Consider the following 17,650-nt stretch of genomic DNA (forward strand, 5'->3'; position numbering starts at 1 on the left):
GCGCCATGACCGGATTACCAACTCCCAAAGGCACCCTGACTCCGGGGCGCGACCTTTCTGAACTGACGTGGCTACGTGTGGGCGGCCCGGCGGATTTCCTGTTTCAGCCGAAGGACAAGGCCGATCTGGCCGAATTCCTGCGCAATCTGGATGCGTCGGTGCCGGTATTTCCCATGGGCGTCGGGTCCAATCTGATCGTGCGCGATGGGGGGCTGCGCGGGGTCGTGATCCGGCTGGGGCGCGGCTTCAACCAGATCGAATGCGACGGCACGCGCGTCACTGCAGGGGCGGCGGCGCTGGATGCGCATGTGGCTCGACGGGCGGCGGATGCGGGGCTGGATCTGACGTTCCTGCGCACGATCCCGGGCAGCATCGGCGGCGCGATACGGATGAACGCGGGCTGTTACGGCAGCTATGTCGCCGACCGGCTGGTGGCCGCCACCGTCATCACCCGCGAAGGGGCCGAGGTGCGGCTGACGCGCGACGATCTGAACCTGCGCTACCGCCAGTCTGATCTGCCCGAAGGCGCGGTGCTGATTTCCGCCGAATTCGAGGCGCCGCAGGGCGACCCCGAAGCGCTGCACGCCCGTATGGAAGACCAGCTGGCCCGCCGTGACGCGACCCAGCCGACGCGCGAACGCAGCGCCGGCTCGACCTTTCGCAATCCGGCCGGATTCAGCTCGACCGGGCAGGCGGATGATACCCATGATCTGAAGGCGTGGAAGCTGATTGACGACGCGGGCCTGCGCGGTGCGCGCCGGGGCGGCGCCCAGATGAGCGAGAAGCATTCGAACTTCATGATCAACACTGGCGGCGCCACGGCCGCAGATCTCGAATCGCTTGGCGAGGACGTGCGAAAAAAGGTTTACGCCTCCAGCGGGATAACGCTAGAATGGGAGATCATGCGGGTCGGCGATCCGCTGGCTTGAAACCGCCCCCCAAAGACCCGACAGGCACCAATGATACGGGGCAGGGGCGGTCCTGATACTAGAAACCGATCACACAGAAGATCGGGCAATTTGAGGCACTTGCGGTGGGTCATTCGAGCGTGACACCCCTGAAAGTGGCGGTATTGATGGGCGGGCCCTCGTCCGAGCGCGAGGTGTCCTTGTCAACGGGGCGCGAATGCGCCGCCGCGCTTCGGGGTGAAGGATACGAGGTTGTCGAGGTCGATGCCGGCCCCGATCTGGCGCAGCGGTTAAGCGCGATTGCGCCCGATGTGGCGTTCAACGCGTTGCATGGGCGCTGGGGCGAAGACGGCTGTGTGCAGGGCATCCTGGAATGGCTGCGCATTCCCTATACCCATTCGGGCGTGCTGGCCTCCGCTATGGCGATGGACAAGCAGCGCACCAAGGCCGCCTATGAATCCGCCGGTCTGCCAGTTGTGCCCTCGCTGATCGCCGCGCGTGACGACATCGCTGCGCGCCACCTGATGGAACCGCCCTATGTGGTGAAACCGAACAACGAAGGCAGTTCCGTAGGCATCTATTTCGTGCATGATGCCGCCGACAGCCCGCCGCAAATTGCCGATGACATGCCGGCCCGCATGATGGTCGAAGCCTATGTGCCGGGGCGCGAGCTGACGGTGACGGCGATGGACGGGCGTGCGCTGACGGTCACGGAAATCATCACCGATGGCTGGTACGACTATGATGCCAAATATGCCCCCGGCGGATCGCGTCACGTGGTCCCTGCCGAGGTGCCGGCCGATATCTTCGACCTGTGCATGGATTACGCGCTGCACGCACATCGCGCGCTGGGCTGCCGGGGCATTTCGCGCACCGATTTCCGCTGGGACGACACGCGCGGCGCCAAGGGGCTGTTCCTGTTGGAAACCAACACGCAACCCGGCATGACGCCCACGTCGCTTTCGCCCGAACAGGCCGGGGCGGCGGGCATGTCATTCGGTGCTCTGTGCCGCTGGCTGGTCGAGGACGCATCATGCGATCGCTAAGACGCAACCGCACGACGCATGATCCCGCGCCCTCACGACTCAGCTATCGGCTGCAACGGCTGATGCTGACACCTGGCGTGCGGCTGGGCCTGCGCATCGGCATTCCCTTTGCCATCGTTTTCGCCGCCACATCGGCCTATCTGGCGAATGATGTAAGGCGCGATGCGCTGATCGGCTATGTCAACAGTGTCCGCGCCTCGATCGAGGAGCGCCCCGAATTCATGGTCTCGCTCATGGCGATCGACGGGGCAGGGGCCTCGCTTGACGAAGACATCCGCGAGGTGGTGCCAATCGACTTCCCGGTCAGCTCGTTCGATCTGGATATCTCGGCCATTCGCGATCTTGTCACCGGGCTGGATCCGGTGAAGGCAGCGACCGTGCGTATCAGACCCGGCGGTATCTTGCAGATCGACGTGACCGAACGGCAGCCGGTGGTGCTGTGGCGCAACCGGCATGGTCTGGCGGTGCTGGACGAAGGCGGCGTGCATATCAAGCGGGTGCCAGAGCGCACCGATTTCCCGAACCTTCCGCTGATCGCGGGCGATGGCGCCAACCGCCATGTGCGCGAGGCGCTTGAGATCGTCTCCGCCGCCCAGCCTTTGGCAGACCGGATGCGCGGGCTGGTACGGGTTGGCGAGCGGCGGTGGGATGTGGTGCTGGATCGCGAACAGCGGATTCAACTGCCAACCGAGGGTCCTGTGCGTGCGCTGGAACGCGTGATCGCCCTGTCGGAAGCGCAGGATATGTTGCAGCGCGACGTGGCGGTGGTGGACATGCGGCTGGGTCAGCGGCCGACCCTGCGGATGAACGAACCAGCGGTGCAGGACTGGTGGCGCATTCGCGAGTTAAACGGCTATTAATCATGATAAAAACAAAAGGCGGGCAGCGGGCATGACGGATTTGTATCAATCGCAACGGGCGATGCGGCAGCTGCGCCAGCAGGCCCTGCAACGCGGCGTGATTGCCATTCTGGACGTCGGCAGCTCGAAAATTGCCTGTCTCGTGCTGCGCTTCGACGGGCTGGGACGGCTGAGCACCGACAACTCCATCGGCGCGCTGGCCGGGCAATCGGGCTTTCGTATCGTGGGGGCCGCCACGACCCGCTCGCGCGGGGTGAAATTTGGCGAAATTACCGCCATGCAGGAAACCGAACGCGCGATCCGCACCGCGCTTCAGGCCGCGCAGAAGATGGCCGAGGTGCGCGTTGATCACGTCATCGCCTGTTTCTCGGGCGCCGATCCCCGCTCGTACGGGCTGGACGCCACGGTCGAGTTGGAAGGCAACGTGGTGACAGAGAATGAAATCGCCCGCGTTCTGGCCGCCTGCGAGGTGCCGGAATACGGCGCGGGCCGCGAAGTGCTGCACGCCCAGCCGGTGAACTTCGCGCTCGACAACCGTTCAGGCCTGTCCGATCCGCGCGGCCAGCTGGGGCATGAGTTGGCCGCCGACATGCACATGCTGACAGTGGATTCCACCGCCGTGCAAAACCTGGCGCAATGCGTCAAACGCTGTGATCTGGAACTGGCGGGCATCGCGAACTCGGCCTATGTCTCGGGCCGTTCGGCGCTGGTGGAAGACGAGCAGGAATTGGGCGCGGCCTGCATCGACATGGGCGGCGGATCGACCGGCGTGTCGATCTTCATGAAGAAACACATGATCTATGCCGACTGCGTGCGCATGGGTGGCGATCATGTGACGCAGGACATTTCCATGGGCCTTGGCATCCCGATGGCGAACGCCGAACGCATGAAAACCTTCTACGGCGGTGTGCTGGCCACCGGCATGGACGATCGCGAGATGATCGAGATCGGCGGCGACACTGGCGATTACGAACATGACCGTCGCCGCGTCAGCCGGGCCGAGCTGATCGGCATCATGCGCCCCCGGGTCGAGGAAATTCTGGAAGAGGTGCGCGCGCGGCTGGATGCGGCGGGCTTCTCGCACCTGCCGTCGCAGCAGATCGTGCTGACGGGCGGGGGCAGCCAGACACCGGGGCTGGACGGTCTTGCGACACGCATCCTGGGCCAGCAGGTGCGGCTGGGCCGCCCGTTGCGCGTGCACGGGCTGCCGCAGTCGGCCACCGGGCCGGGCTTTGCATCGGTCGTCGGACTGTCGCTTTTCGCCGCGCATCCACAGGACGAATGGTGGGATTTCGAAGTGCCGATCGACCGGTATGCCAAGCGCAGTTTTGGCCGCGCGGTGCGCTGGATTCGGGACAACTGGTAAAGCGCGCTTCCGCAGAATCAGGTTGCGGCGGGGGGCTGCCGTGATACTGTTGTCCACAAGGCACGAAGAGGCCCGACAGGCGGACCGAGCAGTCCTCTGACATTCAATCGAACGATCATGCGCAGATTTTGTGCATGCTTGCCCGGCGCAACAGTCCGTTTCGCGCCGCTAGTATTACTTTGGCCTCGTGCCGCAAGATGTTGGCGTCCCGGCGAAATACTGCCAACGGGGTCTACTGCCTCTCCACATTTTGTATTGGATCTGTGTTTTTTGGGTGACGATCCTGTGTGCAACGGGTATTGTTGCCCTCAGGACAGAGCCGTCCGGCAGAGACGGTGGCGCGACACAACCGATTTAAGACAGGCGGACCTCAGAATGACTTTGAACCTATCGATGCCGGGTCAGGACGACCTCAAGCCGCGGATTACCGTATTTGGCGTGGGCGGTGCTGGCGGTAACGCCGTCAACAACATGATCGAAAAACAGCTGGACGGTGTCGAGTTCGTGGTGGCGAACACCGACGCGCAGGCGCTGCAGCAAAGCGCCGCGACCAGCCGCATCCAGATGGGTGTGAAGGTGACTGAAGGGTTGGGCGCCGGGGCGCGTGCCGCTGTGGGCGCGGCCGCTGCCGAAGAAAGCATCGAGGAAATCGTCGACCATCTGGCGGGCGCGCATATGTGCTTTATCACCGCTGGCATGGGCGGGGGCACCGGCACCGGCGCCGCGCCGATCATTGCGCAGGCCGCGCGCGAGCTAGGTGTGCTGACTGTCGGTGTTGTTACCAAGCCGTTCCAGTTTGAAGGCGCCAAGCGGATGCGCCAGGCCGAAGAAGGCGTCGAGCAGCTGCAGAAGATGGTCGACACGCTGATCATCATTCCGAACCAGAACCTGTTCCGTCTGGCCAACGAAAAGACCACCTTTACCGAAGCCTTCAGCATGGCTGATGACGTTCTGTATCAGGGTGTAAAAGGCGTGACCGACCTGATGGTGCGTCCGGGCCTGATCAACCTCGACTTTGCCGATGTCCGCGCCGTGATGGACGAAATGGGCAAGGCGATGATGGGCACCGGCGAAGCCGAAGGCGAAGATCGCGCCATTCAGGCGGCCGAGAAAGCCATCGCAAACCCGCTGCTGGACGAAATCAGCCTGCGCGGCGCAAAGGGTGTGCTGATCAACATCACCGGCAGCCACGATCTGACGCTGTTCGAGCTGGACGAAGCCGCCAACCGCATCCGCGAAGAGGTGGACCCGGACGCCAACATCATCGTCGGCTCGACTCTGGACACCGCGATGGAAGGTGTGATGCGCGTGAGCGTTGTTGCCACCGGCATCGACGCCTCGGAAAGCGTGGGCGACATGCCCGTGCCGCGCCGCTCGATGTCGCGCCCGCTGCCCAAGAAGATCGAAGACTACGAGCCCGTCAACGAAGAGATGCCCGAGCCCGCACAAACCCGCGTGTCGGCTGCCGCCGAAGAACCGGCGCAATACGAAGGCATGAGCGTTGTGGCCAGCAACGAGCCCGAGCCCGAGATGGAGCCCGAGCAGGACCTGTTCACCCAAGCCGAGCCCGAGATGGAAGACGATGGTCTGCCCGCGCCGGCCTATCGCCCCGAAGTGCCCGCGTTCGAGCCGCGCCTTGACGTGGAAGAAGAGGCACCCGAGGCCTTCGTCGCGCCGCGCCCGCGCCCTGCCGGAACGCCGTCGCCCGAGGCGTTGGCCCGGCTTCAGGCCGCCGCTGCAAAGCAGACACCGCGCCGCCCTGTTGCCGCACCCGAACCGCAGCGTGGGGCCGCACCTGCCGCTGATCGCAAAGGCTTTGGCATCAACTCGCTGATCAACCGGATGACAGGCCACGCCGCCGATACACCGGCGGAACGGCCCGCGCCGAAACCGGTGCGCCAGCAGCCGCAGATCCGGCAATCAGACTCGGTTGCGCGCGCAACTCCGGATCATGAAGACGATCAGGACAAGATCGAAATTCCGGCCTTCCTGCGCCGCCAAGCCAACTGATACCGTCACAATACATGGAAATGCGGCCGCCAAGTGCGGCCGTTTTTCTTTTTTATTACATGCATTTAGAGTGCTGGTGGCGGTATGCTGCCAATGTGTTACAGACATGTTTCATTCCGTTGCAAAGATTGAGTTGAGCCGGAACAAGGCAGCCGCTACCTGAGTTGCACCACTGAACGAACAGTGGATAAGGACATAAAATTCCGAGGCTCGTCTTGCAGAACACGATCAAATCACCGGTGGTTTTCGAAGGCGTGGGGCTACACACAGGGGCCCCCGTGAAGATGGTTCTGCGTCCGGCTTCCGCCGGTCACGGTGTCTGGTTTCGACGCACCGACATTCAGATCGGCAACGCACTGGTTCCTGCGCTGTGGGACGTTGTTGAACGCTCGCCGCTATGCACGCGACTGGTCAATCACTCGGGTGTGTCGGTTTCGACCGTCGAACACGTGATGGCGGCGCTGGCGGGCTGTGGGGTTCACAACTGCCTGATTGAAATCGACGGCCCCGAAGTGCCGATCCTTGATGGATCGTCGGCACCTTTCGTGCGGGGCATCATGGCGCGCGGCGTGCGCCGACTGGCGGCCCCGGTGCTGGCGTTTCAGGTTCTGAAACCGATCACTGTCGAAAAGGATGGCGCCAAGGCAACTCTGCTGCCGTCGGACAAGTTCGAAATCGAATTCCACATCGACTTTGCCGACAAGGCGATTGGTCGTCAAAGCAAGTCGCTTGACATGCACAACGGCACTTTCGCGCGTGAGTTGTGCGATAGCCGCACCTTCTGCCGTCAGGCCGATGTTGATGCGATGCATGAAAAGGGCCTGGCCCTTGGCGGCACGCTGGACAATGCCGTCGTCGTCGATGGCGACCGCGTGCTGAGCCCCGGCGGGTTCCGCCACGCTGACGAAGCCGTGCGCCACAAGATGCTGGACGCGCTTGGCGACCTCGCGTTGGCCGGTGGGCCGATCTTTGGCCGCTACATAGGAGAGAAGGCCGGGCACAGCCTGACCAACACGCTGCTGCGGGCGCTTTTCCAGACTCCGGGCGCCGTGCGCACCATCCTGTGCGACGCCGAGCAAGCCGACCGCCTGCCGGGTCAGGGCCTTGTTCTTTCGGAAATTCCCAACGTCGCGTGACCGAACGGCCCCATGCGGTTGACCTTGTCGCAGCGCAGGCCCATAACCCGTTTTGCACCGCACCTTATTGTGCTAGGTCAGTCCATGACCGGGGGGGCCGGTCAAGAATGCTAAGGGGTTCTCACGCATGAAAGGCGCCATGTCGCGGGTCAGGCTGATCGGAGCGGTTATAGCGGTGTCGGTGCTTGCCGCCTGCGGAGGTGGTGGGATCGGCGGTGGGCCAGCTGCGGATCGCAGCGAATCCCTTGAGGCCTACAGCCCCGACCAGATTTACGAACGCGGCGAATATGAACTGTCGCGCAACCGCACCGACGACGCGGCCTATTACTTCTCGGAAGTCGAGCGGCTCTATCCCTATTCGGAATGGGCGAAGCAGGGGCTTATCATGACCGCCTTCGCCTTTCACCAAGGCAAGGATTACGAAGAAAGCCGCGCCGCCGCCCAGCGGTACATCGATTTCTACCCGACCGAAGAAGATGCCGCCTATGCTCAATACCTGCTGGCGCTGTCCTATTACGACCAGATCGACGAGGTCGGGCGCGATCAGGGGCTGACCTTTCAGGCCCTGCAAGCGCTGCGCACCGTGATCGAGGTATATCCCGACAGCGAATATGCCACCTCGGCAGTGCTGAAATTCGATCTGGCGTTTGACCATCTGGCGCGCAAGGAAATGGAAGTTGGCCGCTACTATCTGAAGCGCAGCCATTTCACCGCTGCCATCAATCGCTTCCGCGTGGTGGTCGAGGATTTCCAGACCACCAGCCACACGCCCGAGGCGCTGCACCGTCTGGTCGAGGCCTATCTGGCGCTTGGTCTGGATGAAGAGGCGCAAAGCGCCGGCGCCATTCTGGGCCACAACTTCCAGTCGACCGAATGGTACGAAGACAGCTATGCGCTGCTGACAGGGCGCGGTTTGCAGCCGCGGGCACTGGGCGACAACTGGCTGGCCCGTATCTATCGTCAGACGGTCAAGGGCGCCTGGCTCTGAGCCGGGCAGGAGCCTGTCCTTTCGGAGTGTGGGCCGATGCTGCGCGCCCTTGATATTCGCGATCTGTTGATCATCGACCGGCTGGAGATTGCCTTTCAGCCGGGGCTGAATGTGCTGACCGGCGAAACCGGGGCGGGCAAGTCCATCCTGCTGGATTCGCTGGGGTTCGTACTGGGCTGGCGGGGCCGGGCCGAACTGGTGCGGCAGGGTGCCGAGCAGGGCGAGGTGACGGCTGTCTTCGATCTGTCCGCCGATCATCCGGCCCGTGCGGTGCTGGACGAGGCCGGGATTCCCTGTGGTTCGGAACTGATCCTGCGGCGCGTCAATACCGCAGAGGGGCGCAAGACGGCCTGGGTCAACGACCGTCGCGCCAGTGGCGAGGTGTTGCGCGCGCTGTCGGAAACGCTGGTTGAACTACACGGGCAGCACGATGACCGCGGGTTGCTGAACCCCCGCGGGCATCGTGACATGCTGGATGCCTTTGCCGGGCACGACGATCTGCGCGCCGATGTGCGTGCCGCGTGGCGCGCCCGCGCCGCCGCCGAACGCGCCGTGGCCGAGACCAAGGCCGCCTTGGAAGCCGTGCGCGCCGAGGAAGATTTCCTGCGCCATTCCGTGGCCGAATTGGACGGGCTGGCACCCGAGCAGGGCGAAGACGCCGCGCTGGACGTGGCGCGCCGCCGGATGCAGGGCGCGGAAAAGGTTCGCACCGATATCGCGCGCGCTTACGATTTGCTGGGCGGTAGCGGGGCCGAGGCCGCGCTGATGGACGCCATGCGCTGGCTGGATGGCGCGGCGGCGGAATCCGATGGCACACTGGATGCGCCCTTGGCCGCCTTGGGCCGCGCGATGGTGGAACTGACCGAGGCGCAGTCGGGCGTTGCCGCCAGCCTCGACGCGCTGGATTTCAACCCGACCGAGCTGGAAGAGACCGAGGAACGCCTGTTCGCGATCCGCGCCATGGCGCGCAAGCATGGCGTGCTGTCTGACGATCTGGCCGAATTCGCCGAAACCCTGCGCGCCCGGCTTGCGGCGCTGGACGCGGGCGAAGGCGATCTTGCCCGGCAAGAGGCCGATTTGCGCAAGGCGCGCGCGGCCTTTGATGCGGCGGCAGAGGCTCTGTCTGCTTCGCGTGTCGAACACGCCTCGGCGCTGGACGCGGCCGTGATGGCCGAGCTTGCCCCGCTGAAGATGGAGCGCGCGGTGTTTGCCACGGCGATTACCCCGGCAGACCCCGGCCCCGACGGGCGCGACAGCGTGGCCTTTACCGTCGCGACCAACCCGGGCGCGCCGGCTGGCCCGCTGAACAAGATCGCCTCGGGCGGTGAACTCAGCCGCTTCCTGCTGGCGCTGAAGGTCTGCCTGACCGGCGAACGGGCGGGCGTGACGATGATTTTCGACGAAATCGACCGGGGCGTGGGCGGGGCGACCGCCGATGCCGTGGGCCGGCGTCTGGCAAAGCTTGCGCAGTCGGGGCAGGTGCTGGTGGTGACACACTCTCCGCAGGTGGCCGCGCGCGGCGCGCATCACTGGCGTGTGCAGAAACAGGTTGAAGAGGGGATGACGCTCTCGACCGTCGTGCCGCTGGCGAAAACCGAACGCACCGACGAAATCGCCCGGATGTTGGCGGGCGATACGATTACCAAGGAAGCGCGGGCCGCCGCGCGTGCGCTGCTGGAAGGCTGACAGATGAGCATATCGCCAGACGACCCCGATTTGACACTCGACCCGTCTGATTGGGACGCTCTGCGCGCGCGTGCGCATACCATGTTGGATGCCGCGCTTGAGGAAATGCAGCGCAAGCCCGGTGGCCCGGTCTGGCAGGAACCGCCCGAGGCGCTGAAGGCCCTGTTTGACCGTGATCTGCCGGTGGAGGGCCTTGGGCCCGATGTTGTCAGCCAGGACATGCAGGCCTTGTTGCCGCATGGCGTGGGCAACACGCACCCCCGGTTCTTCGGCTGGGTGCATGGCAGCGGCACGCCCGCTGGCGTGGTGGCCGAAATCGCCGCGGCCGCGATGAACGCCAATCTTGGCGGGCGCGACCATGGCGCGATCTATGTGGAAAAGCAGGTGATGCGCTGGTGCCGCGAGTTGTTCGGCTTTCCCGAAGGGTCAAGCGGGCTGATCGTGTCGGGCACCTCGATGGCGACGATCATCGCGTTAAAGGCGGCACGTGACCGGGCGCTGGGTTTTGCCTCGCGCACCGAAGGCGTCGGCGCGGCGCGGCTGGTCGGCTATACGTCAACGCAAACCCACGCCTGCGTGGCGCGTGCCTTCGACATGCTGGGCCTTGGCAGCGACGCGCTGCGCCGTGTGCCCGTCAACGCGGCCTATGAAATCGATACCACCGCGCTGGCCGATGCCATCGCCCGCGACCGGGCAGAGGGGCTGACCCCCTTTGCCATCATCGGCACTGCGGGCAGCGTCGATCTGGGCGCCATCGACGATCTGGCCGCGCTGGCCCGCATCGCCGCCCGCGAAGACCTGTGGTTCCACGTCGACGGCGCCTTTGGCGCGTTGGCGGTTCTGTCAGAGCAACTGCGCCCGCGACTGGCAGGGATGGAGCGCGCCGACAGCCTGGCCTTTGATTTCCACAAGTGGATGCATGTGAACTATGACGCGGGGTTCGTGCTGATCCGGTCAGAAGAGGCGCATCGCCGCGCGTTTTCCGACCGCCCCGGTTATTTGCAAGGGGCGACCCGCGGGTTGGCCGCAGGCAACCCTTGGCCGGTGGAATACGGCCCCGAGCTGTCACGCGGGTTTCGCGCGCTGAAAGTCTGGGCCCAGATCGCCGAATTCGGCACAGCCCGGTTCGGCGCCCTGATCGATCGCAACTGCGCCCAGGCCGCCTATCTGGCCGATGCCGTGCGCGCCGACCCGGCGCTGGAGCTGATGGCGCCCGTCGCGCTGAACATCTGCTGTTTCCGTTACCTGGCGCCAGAGGCGATGGCCGCCGAACAGGACCATCTGACCGAAGAGCTGGTGATCGCGTTGCACCTGCGTGGCACGGCCGCTCCCTCGACCACCACGATCAACGGGCAGAAGGCGATCCGGGTGAACATCACCAATCATCGTACCGGCTTTGCCGATCTGGATCTCTTTCTGGAAGAGGTGCGCGCCGTGGCGGCCGATCTGATCGCCGGAATGGGCAGGAATACCGGTTAGACCCCGCCGCGAAACAGGATAGAACAAGGTATCCCAGCCAGCCGATTTCACGCCAAGATGACCAACGAACCGCCCTCTTTCCTGTCTGATCAGTACAAACAGGCCGTGACCGCCTGCAAGACGGGCTGGACAGTGATGCGTCGGCGCGGGCCGAGCCAGGTGCAGTTCTGGTTCATCGCTTTGGTGATCGGGATCGCGGCCGGCTTTGCCGCGCTGTTCTTCCGCAAGGGCATCGATGCGCTTCAGGCAGCGCTGTATGGCACGGACGATGTGCAGTTCCTGCACACTTTCGCGCAATCGCTGCCATGGTACTGGATCCTGATGCTGCCGGTTCTGGGCGGGCTGATCGTGGGCGTGATCCTGCATCGGTTCACGCCCGATGGTCGGGTGCGCGGCGTGGCCGACGTGATCGAGGGCGCAGCAATGCGCGATGGCCGGGTCGAACGCCGGGCAGGGGCGGCGTCGATGGTGGCCTCGCTGATCACGCTGTCCTCGGGCGGGTCTTCGGGCCGCGAAGGCCCGGTTGTGCATATGGCGGGCGTGATCTCCACGCTGGTTTGCCGCAAGATCAACGCCGACGGGATCACCGGGCGCGACCTGCTTGGCTGTGCCGTGGCCGCCGCCGTCTCGGCCAGCTTCAACGCGCCCATTGCCGGGGCGCTCTTCGCACTCGAGGTCGTGCTGCGCCACTTCGCCGTGCACGCATTTGCCCCGATCGTGATCGCCTCGGTCGCCGGAACGGTCATCAACCGGCTGGAATTCGGAGACGTGACCGAATTCGTGCTGACGACACCTGGCGCCCTGCAATTCTACGTCGAATTGCCGGCCTTTCTGATGCTTGGGCTTGTCTGCGGGGTGGTCGCCGCCGCCCTCATGCGCTCGGTCTTCTGGGCCGAAGATTTGGGCACTCATTTGCAGCGCGGACTGCGCCTGCCGCGCTGGCTGCGCCCGGCGCTGGCCGGGGCGATGCTGGGCGCGCTGGCGATCTGGTATCCGCATATCATCGGCGTCGGCTATGAAACCACCTATCGTGCGCTTTCGGGCGATCTGATCCTGCACGAAGCACTCGTGTTTGCCGTGCTGAAAACCGTGGCCGTGGCCATCACCTTCGGCGGGCGTATGGGCGGAGGCATCTTTTCGCCCTCGCTGATGATCGGGGCGCTGACCGGGCTGGTCTTTGGTGTGATCGCCACCGGCGTTCTGCCTGATGTGTCGGGGTTGCCGACGCTCTATGCCTTTGCCGGGATGGGCGCGGTGGCGGCGGCAGTCCTTGGCGCACCCATCTCGACCACGCTCATCGTGTTCGAACTGACTGGAGACTGGCAGATCGGCCTCGCGGTTATGGTTTCGGTGTCGATGTCGACCGCGCTTGCCTCGCGGCTGGTCGATCGGTCGTTCTTCCTGACCCAGCTGGAACGGCGCAACATTCACCTCGCCGCTGGCCCCCAGGCCTACCTGCTGGCGATGTTCCGCGCCGGCGCCGTGATGCGCCCGATGGGCGATGCCCGTGGAGGCGAACCAGACGTGTGCCGAGAGATGATAGCCGAGGGGCTCTTCGTCGAGGCCTCCGCCACTCTCGAAGCTGCGATGCCGCTGTTCGAACGCGCCGACGTGGCGTTTCTGCCGGTGGTGACGCGCTCAAAAACGCAGCCGCCCGAACTTGTGGGAACCTTGTTCCATATCGACGCGCTGAAAGCCTACAACCGCGCGCTGGCCGCGACCGCGGCCGAGGAACACAGCTGACTTCGCGAAAGGCTGGCGGCAATATCGCGCTGCGCGCGATGCCTCCGGCGGGGATATTTAGGGCCCAAAGAAGCGCGGACCATGTCGCTTTCTTTGGGCTCCAAATATCCCGGGGGAGTCCGCGCAGCGGGCGGGGGCAGAGCCCCCTTCCACCTGTTTGACAAGGCGCCTCAGACCTGCTCGACCGCCACCTGTTCGCCCACATAAAATGCGATGTGCCCGGCAATCTCCGAAACACCGTCAATCGGTGTCTCATAGCTCCACGCGGCGTTCTCTAAGGTCGTCGACCGGGTGACTATGGAAAAATACGTCGCATCGCCCTTGTGTGGGCAGTGCGACGTCTTTTCGGTGCGGTCCAGAAAGGCCATGGCAATATCGCCCCGGGGGAAATAGATCACGGGCGGGTAATCGCCCTCGCTCAGCTCCAGCGCATTCGTGCTCTCGCCCAATACGGCGCCGCCCGAGCGGACAACCCAGTTGCCGCCTGCTTTGCGAATTTTGATGTGATCTGCCATGCCCGTCCTCTCCCCTTGTTGTGTCGCTCAAGCCGCCTGCATATGACAGTGAAATGTCACAGCGGCGCAGCCGCGGCATCCAACCACAGTTTGGCATCCTTGCCCACCCTGGGGCCGATCTTTTCGCGCACCTCGGCGTGGTAGGCATTCAGCCAGGCGCGTTCGTCCGCGCTCAGCATCTCGACGACGATCAGACGGCGGTCAATCGGTACAAAGGTCAGCGTCTGCCACTGCAGAAAGCTGCGTTCGGGATCGGCGCCCGGCAGATCGCCAAGGGGTTGCACCACCAGAAGATTTTCGATCCGGATGCCAAAGGCGCCTTCGCGGTAATAGCCGGGCTCATTGCTCAGGATCATGCCCTGCTCCAGCGGGATCGTGCTGGCGCGCGACAGGCGCTGCGGCCCTTCGTGGACGCTGAGATAGGCGCCAACACCATGGCCCAGCCCATGATTGAAATCCTGACCGGCAGCCCAGAGCGGTGCCCGCCCGATGCATTCGATGTCACGCCCGGCCAGCCCGGCGGGCCAGTGCAGCATCGACATGGCAATCATGCCTTTCAGAACCCGGGTAAAGGCTGCGCATTCTTCGGAGCCAGGGGCGCCAATGGCGACAGTCCGCGTGATGTCGGTGGTGCCGTCCAGATATTGCCCGCCGCTGTCCAGCACCAGCAAGTGCCCCTCTTCCAGCCGGGCATCGGTTTCCTCGGTCACGCGGTAGTGCATGATTGCACCGTTCGGTCCGGTGCCCGAAATCGTATCGAAACTGATATCCTGCAACGCGTTGTCACGGCGGCGGCACAGTTCCAGACGGGTTACAACGTCGATCTCCGTCAGGTTGCCGGCAGGTTGCGCATCAAGCCATGCCAACAGCTCGACCATCGCCGCCCCGTCGCGCAGGTGCGCTTGCGCCGCGCCCTCGATCTCGGCGTCGTTCTTGCGGGCCTTCGGCAGCGCGCAAGGGTCGTCTCCAGCCACCCATCGCCCCTCCAGCGCGTCTGCAACGGCCTGCGGCGCTGTCGCCGGATCCAGACGCACCCAACCGGAAAGCGGCTGTAGTGCTGCGCCGAACTCATTCGTGTCGAAGACAGCAACATCCGCGCCCAGATGGTCGGCCAGATCCACCAGCCGGTCCCGCCCCATGAACAGATCGACCCGACCGTTGGCATGCAGGATCGCAAACCCCAACGCCAGCGGATTGCGCGCAATGTCGCTGCCGCGAATGTTCAGAAGCCACATGATCGAATCCGGCTGTGTCAACACGGCGGACGTCTGTCCCGCGGTGGTCAGTCCGCGCGCCAGCCGGGCGATCTTGTCAGCACTGCTTTCCCCTGCAAACTCCAGCGGATGCGCCTTGATTGGCGCGGCAGGGGGGGGCGGCTGATCGGCCCAGATGGCATCCACCAGATTGGGCGTGCGCACCATCTCGATTCCGGTGTCCGCCAGCGCCTTGCCCCACCGCTCGACTTCGGAAATCGTGTGCAGCCACGGGTCGAACCCCACCTTTCCGCCCTGCGGAAGGTGCTCTTTCAACCAGCCCGGCAATTGCCGGTCGGGCCATGGCACCGGAGAATACACATCGGCCACCTGCGCTTTGACCTGCGTGCGATAGCGTCCGTCGATGAACACGCCCGCCACCTCGCGCAGCGCCGCGCAGAATCCGGCCGAACCGGTGAACCCGGTCAGCCATGCCAGACGCGCATCCCGTTCCGCCACGTATTCGCCCTGATGCGCGTCGGCGCGCGGCACCATGAATCCATCAAGCCCATGGCGCGCCATTTCGGCGCGCAAGGCGGCCAGACGCGGCGGCCCCTGTTCGGGGCGGGCGGTCACGTCGAAGGTCTGGAACATGGGGGTCTCCTTGGTTGGCCGATGCCACCCAACCGCGAAGCCGCCCGGGGTGCAAGCCGATTGCACCACCGGACCGCGGCTTCTTTTCGGTACAAATACTTTCGCCGAAGGCGGGCGAGCGTCAGCTGGCCTTGCGCATTCCCATCACCCGGGCGCGCGCGCGCGGATCACTGTCGAACAGCGCGGCAAGCTGTTCGGTCATCGCACCGGCCAGCTGCTCGACATCGGTGATTGTCACCGCGCGGTCGTAGTAACGGGTCACGTCATGGCCGATGCCGATGGCCAGCAATTCCACCAGCTTGCGCTTTTCCACCATGGCGATCACGTCGCGCAGGTGTTTTTCCAGATAATTCGCCGGGTTTACCGACAGCGTCGAATCGTCAACCGGGGCGCCGTCGGAAATCACCATCAGGATCTTGCGCTGCTCACGGCGGTTGATCATGCGGCGGTGCGCCCATTCCAGCGCCTCGCCGTCGATGTTTTCCTTCAGCAAGCCTTCCTTCATCATGAGGCCAAGGTTCGGCCGCGCACGGCGCCAGGGCGCATCGGCGCCTTTATAGATGATGTGGCGCAAATCGTTCAGGCGGCCGGGTTGCTGCGGGCGGCCATCGTTCAGCCATGCTTCGCGGGCCTGTCCGCCTTTCCACGCGCGGGTGGTGAACCCAAGGATCTCGACCTTGACGTTGCAGCGTTCCAGCGTGCGCGCCAGAACGTCGGCGCAGATCGCCGCGATCGAAATCGGACGCCCGCGCATCGAGCCCGAGTTATCCAGGAGCAGCGTCACCACTGTGTCACGGAATTCGGTGTCTTTCTCCACCTTGAAGGACAGCGGAGTCGTGGGGTTGGCAACCACGCGGGCCAGGCGCCCTGCGTCCAGGATGCCTTCCTCGCGGTCGAATTCCCAGCTGCGGTTCTGCTGGGCCTGAAGCCGGCGTTGCAGCTTGTTCGCCAGCCGGCTGACGGCGCCCTTCAGCGGCTCGAGCTGCTGATCCAGGTAGGCGCGCAGACGCTCCAGCTCGGCGGGTTCGGCCAAGTCCTCGGCGGCGATTTCCTCGTCGTGGGTGGTCAGGAACACCTTGTAATCCGGGTCGGCCTCTGACGCGGGCGGGGGGCCGGGCGGGTCAAGCGGCGCCTCGGCATCGGGCATTTCCGCATCTTCGCCCAACTCGTCATCGGCAAGATCATCCATTGACACCTGCGCATCCGCGGCATCCTGCTGATCGTCCTGCGAGCGTTCTGGATCGGCGTCGGCAGCATCATCGTCGCTGTCGTCATCGCCGGTGCTTTCCGGCTCCTGATCGTCGGACTGGTCTTCCTCGGCCTGATCTTCCTGTTCGTCGTCATTGGCGTCGGGGTCGTCGCCCAACTGATCGCCAAAGCCCAGATCCTTGATCACCTGCCGCGCCAGACGGGCAAAGGCCGACTGATCGGCCAGCATCTCGTTGATCTGCTCTAGGCTGCCGCCGGCCTGGTTCTCGATGAACCCGCGCCACAGGTTCATCACGTTCTCTGCGCCTCGTGGCAGATCGCGCCCTGTTGCCAGATGGCGCACCAGATACCCCGCCGCCATCGGCAGCGGCGCTTCCGAGCTTTGCGTTATCTGATCATACCCGCGCCGCAAGGCATCGTTGCCGATCTTGGCGTCGATGTTGCCGGCGGTGCCGGGCATGTCGCGCGCGCCCATCGCCTCGCATCGGGCAACTTCCATCGCCTCATACAGATCGCGCGCCATGTCACCCGGAGGGGCATAACGGGCGTGGGTGGCATTGTCGTGATACTTGCGGTGCATCGCCAGCGCATCGGCGGTGCCGCGCGCCAGCAGCACCTCTTCGCGGCTCATCCGGCGGCTGATCTGGGGCAGGCGCATAGCCTCGCCCGACAGGCCCGAGGGGTCGACCGTATAGCTGACCGTCAGTTCAGGGTCGTTGGCCATGACCTTGGTGGCCTCGGCCAGGGCCTTCTTGAACGGGTCGGCGGGGTTGTCTGACTTCTGCGCCATGTTTGGCCTTCTGATCGCTCGCGGAGTTCAAGGCCGCAACCTAAGCGCATTGATCGGGATTGACCAG

Annotated in this window: 13 protein-coding genes; 10 read left to right on the plus strand and 3 right to left on the minus strand. The window is 64.5% G+C overall.

The genetic code is table 11. From position 1 onward, the window contains the following. Nucleotides 1-5 precede the first annotated feature (5 nt). The 10 genes from murB (at nt 6) to FGK64_RS08185 (ending at nt 13,222) form a co-directional block, all read left to right on the plus strand. Entirely contained in the window at nt 6-929 is a 924-nt protein-coding gene (gene murB / locus FGK64_RS08140) for a UDP-N-acetylmuramate dehydrogenase (protein WP_138863319.1), read from the plus strand. A gap of 146 nt (nt 930-1,075) precedes the next feature. Next, complete coding sequence (locus FGK64_RS08145) at nt 1,076-1,954, plus strand: D-alanine--D-alanine ligase (RefSeq protein ID WP_425456633.1); 879 nt, start codon at nt 1,076-1,078, stop codon at nt 1,952-1,954. Next, entirely contained in the window at nt 1,942-2,814 is an 873-nt protein-coding gene (locus FGK64_RS08150) for a cell division protein FtsQ/DivIB (RefSeq protein WP_138863321.1), read from the plus strand. The genes FGK64_RS08145 and FGK64_RS08150 overlap by 13 nt, the downstream gene beginning before the upstream one ends. A 31-nt stretch (nt 2,815-2,845) precedes the next feature. Continuing rightward, nucleotides 2,846-4,180, plus strand: coding sequence for a cell division protein FtsA (gene ftsA / locus FGK64_RS08155; RefSeq protein ID WP_138863322.1), 1,335 nt, complete (start codon nt 2,846-2,848; stop codon nt 4,178-4,180). Nucleotides 4,181-4,555: 375 nt separating this feature from the next. Continuing rightward, entirely contained in the window at nt 4,556-6,190 is a 1,635-nt protein-coding gene (gene ftsZ / locus FGK64_RS08160; RefSeq protein ID WP_138863323.1) for a cell division protein FtsZ, read from the plus strand. Between the two features lie 215 nt (nt 6,191-6,405). Continuing rightward, nucleotides 6,406-7,326 (plus strand): UDP-3-O-acyl-N-acetylglucosamine deacetylase, encoded by a 921-nt coding sequence (gene lpxC, locus FGK64_RS08165; protein WP_138863324.1) that lies wholly within the window; start codon nt 6,406-6,408, stop codon nt 7,324-7,326. A 127-nt stretch (nt 7,327-7,453) separates the two neighbouring features. Beyond that, the gene (locus FGK64_RS08170) at nt 7,454-8,314 is read left to right on the plus strand and encodes an outer membrane protein assembly factor BamD (RefSeq protein WP_138863325.1); all 861 of its coding nucleotides are present in this window, start codon (nt 7,454-7,456) and stop codon (nt 8,312-8,314) included. 36 nt (nt 8,315-8,350) lie between these two features. After that, nucleotides 8,351-10,000: a DNA repair protein RecN gene (recN, locus tag FGK64_RS08175; RefSeq protein WP_138863326.1), complete on the plus strand. Its 1,650-nt coding sequence runs from the start codon at nt 8,351-8,353 to the stop codon at nt 9,998-10,000. Nucleotides 10,001-10,003: 3 nt separating this feature from the next. Next, on the plus strand, nt 10,004-11,479 hold the full coding sequence (locus tag FGK64_RS08180; RefSeq protein ID WP_138863327.1) for a pyridoxal phosphate-dependent decarboxylase family protein: 1,476 nt from the start codon (nt 10,004-10,006) through the stop codon (nt 11,477-11,479). Nucleotides 11,480-11,536: 57 nt separating this feature from the next. Further along, complete coding sequence (locus tag FGK64_RS08185) at nt 11,537-13,222, plus strand: chloride channel protein (protein WP_138863328.1); 1,686 nt, start codon at nt 11,537-11,539, stop codon at nt 13,220-13,222. Between the two features lie 170 nt (nt 13,223-13,392). Here FGK64_RS08185 and FGK64_RS08190 read toward each other — a convergent pair whose 3' ends face one another. The 3 genes from FGK64_RS08190 to cobT all read right to left on the minus strand — a co-directional run bounded on the left by FGK64_RS08190 (nt 13,393) and on the right by cobT (nt 17,583). Next, on the minus strand, nt 13,393-13,737 hold the full coding sequence (locus FGK64_RS08190; protein ID WP_138863329.1) for a DUF427 domain-containing protein: 345 nt from the start codon (nt 13,735-13,737) through the stop codon (nt 13,393-13,395). 56 nt (nt 13,738-13,793) lie between these two features. Further along, nucleotides 13,794-15,584 (minus strand): aminopeptidase P family protein, encoded by a 1,791-nt coding sequence (locus FGK64_RS08195; RefSeq protein WP_138863330.1) that lies wholly within the window; start codon nt 15,582-15,584, stop codon nt 13,794-13,796. A gap of 121 nt (nt 15,585-15,705) precedes the next feature. Then, nucleotides 15,706-17,583 (minus strand): cobaltochelatase subunit CobT, encoded by a 1,878-nt coding sequence (gene cobT / locus FGK64_RS08200; RefSeq protein WP_138863331.1) that lies wholly within the window; start codon nt 17,581-17,583, stop codon nt 15,706-15,708. Nucleotides 17,584-17,650 lie beyond the last annotated feature (67 nt).

It is taken from the genome of Arenibacterium halophilum (genome assembly GCF_005938225.1).
Lineage (GTDB): Bacteria > Pseudomonadota > Alphaproteobacteria > Rhodobacterales > Rhodobacteraceae > Arenibacterium > Arenibacterium halophilum.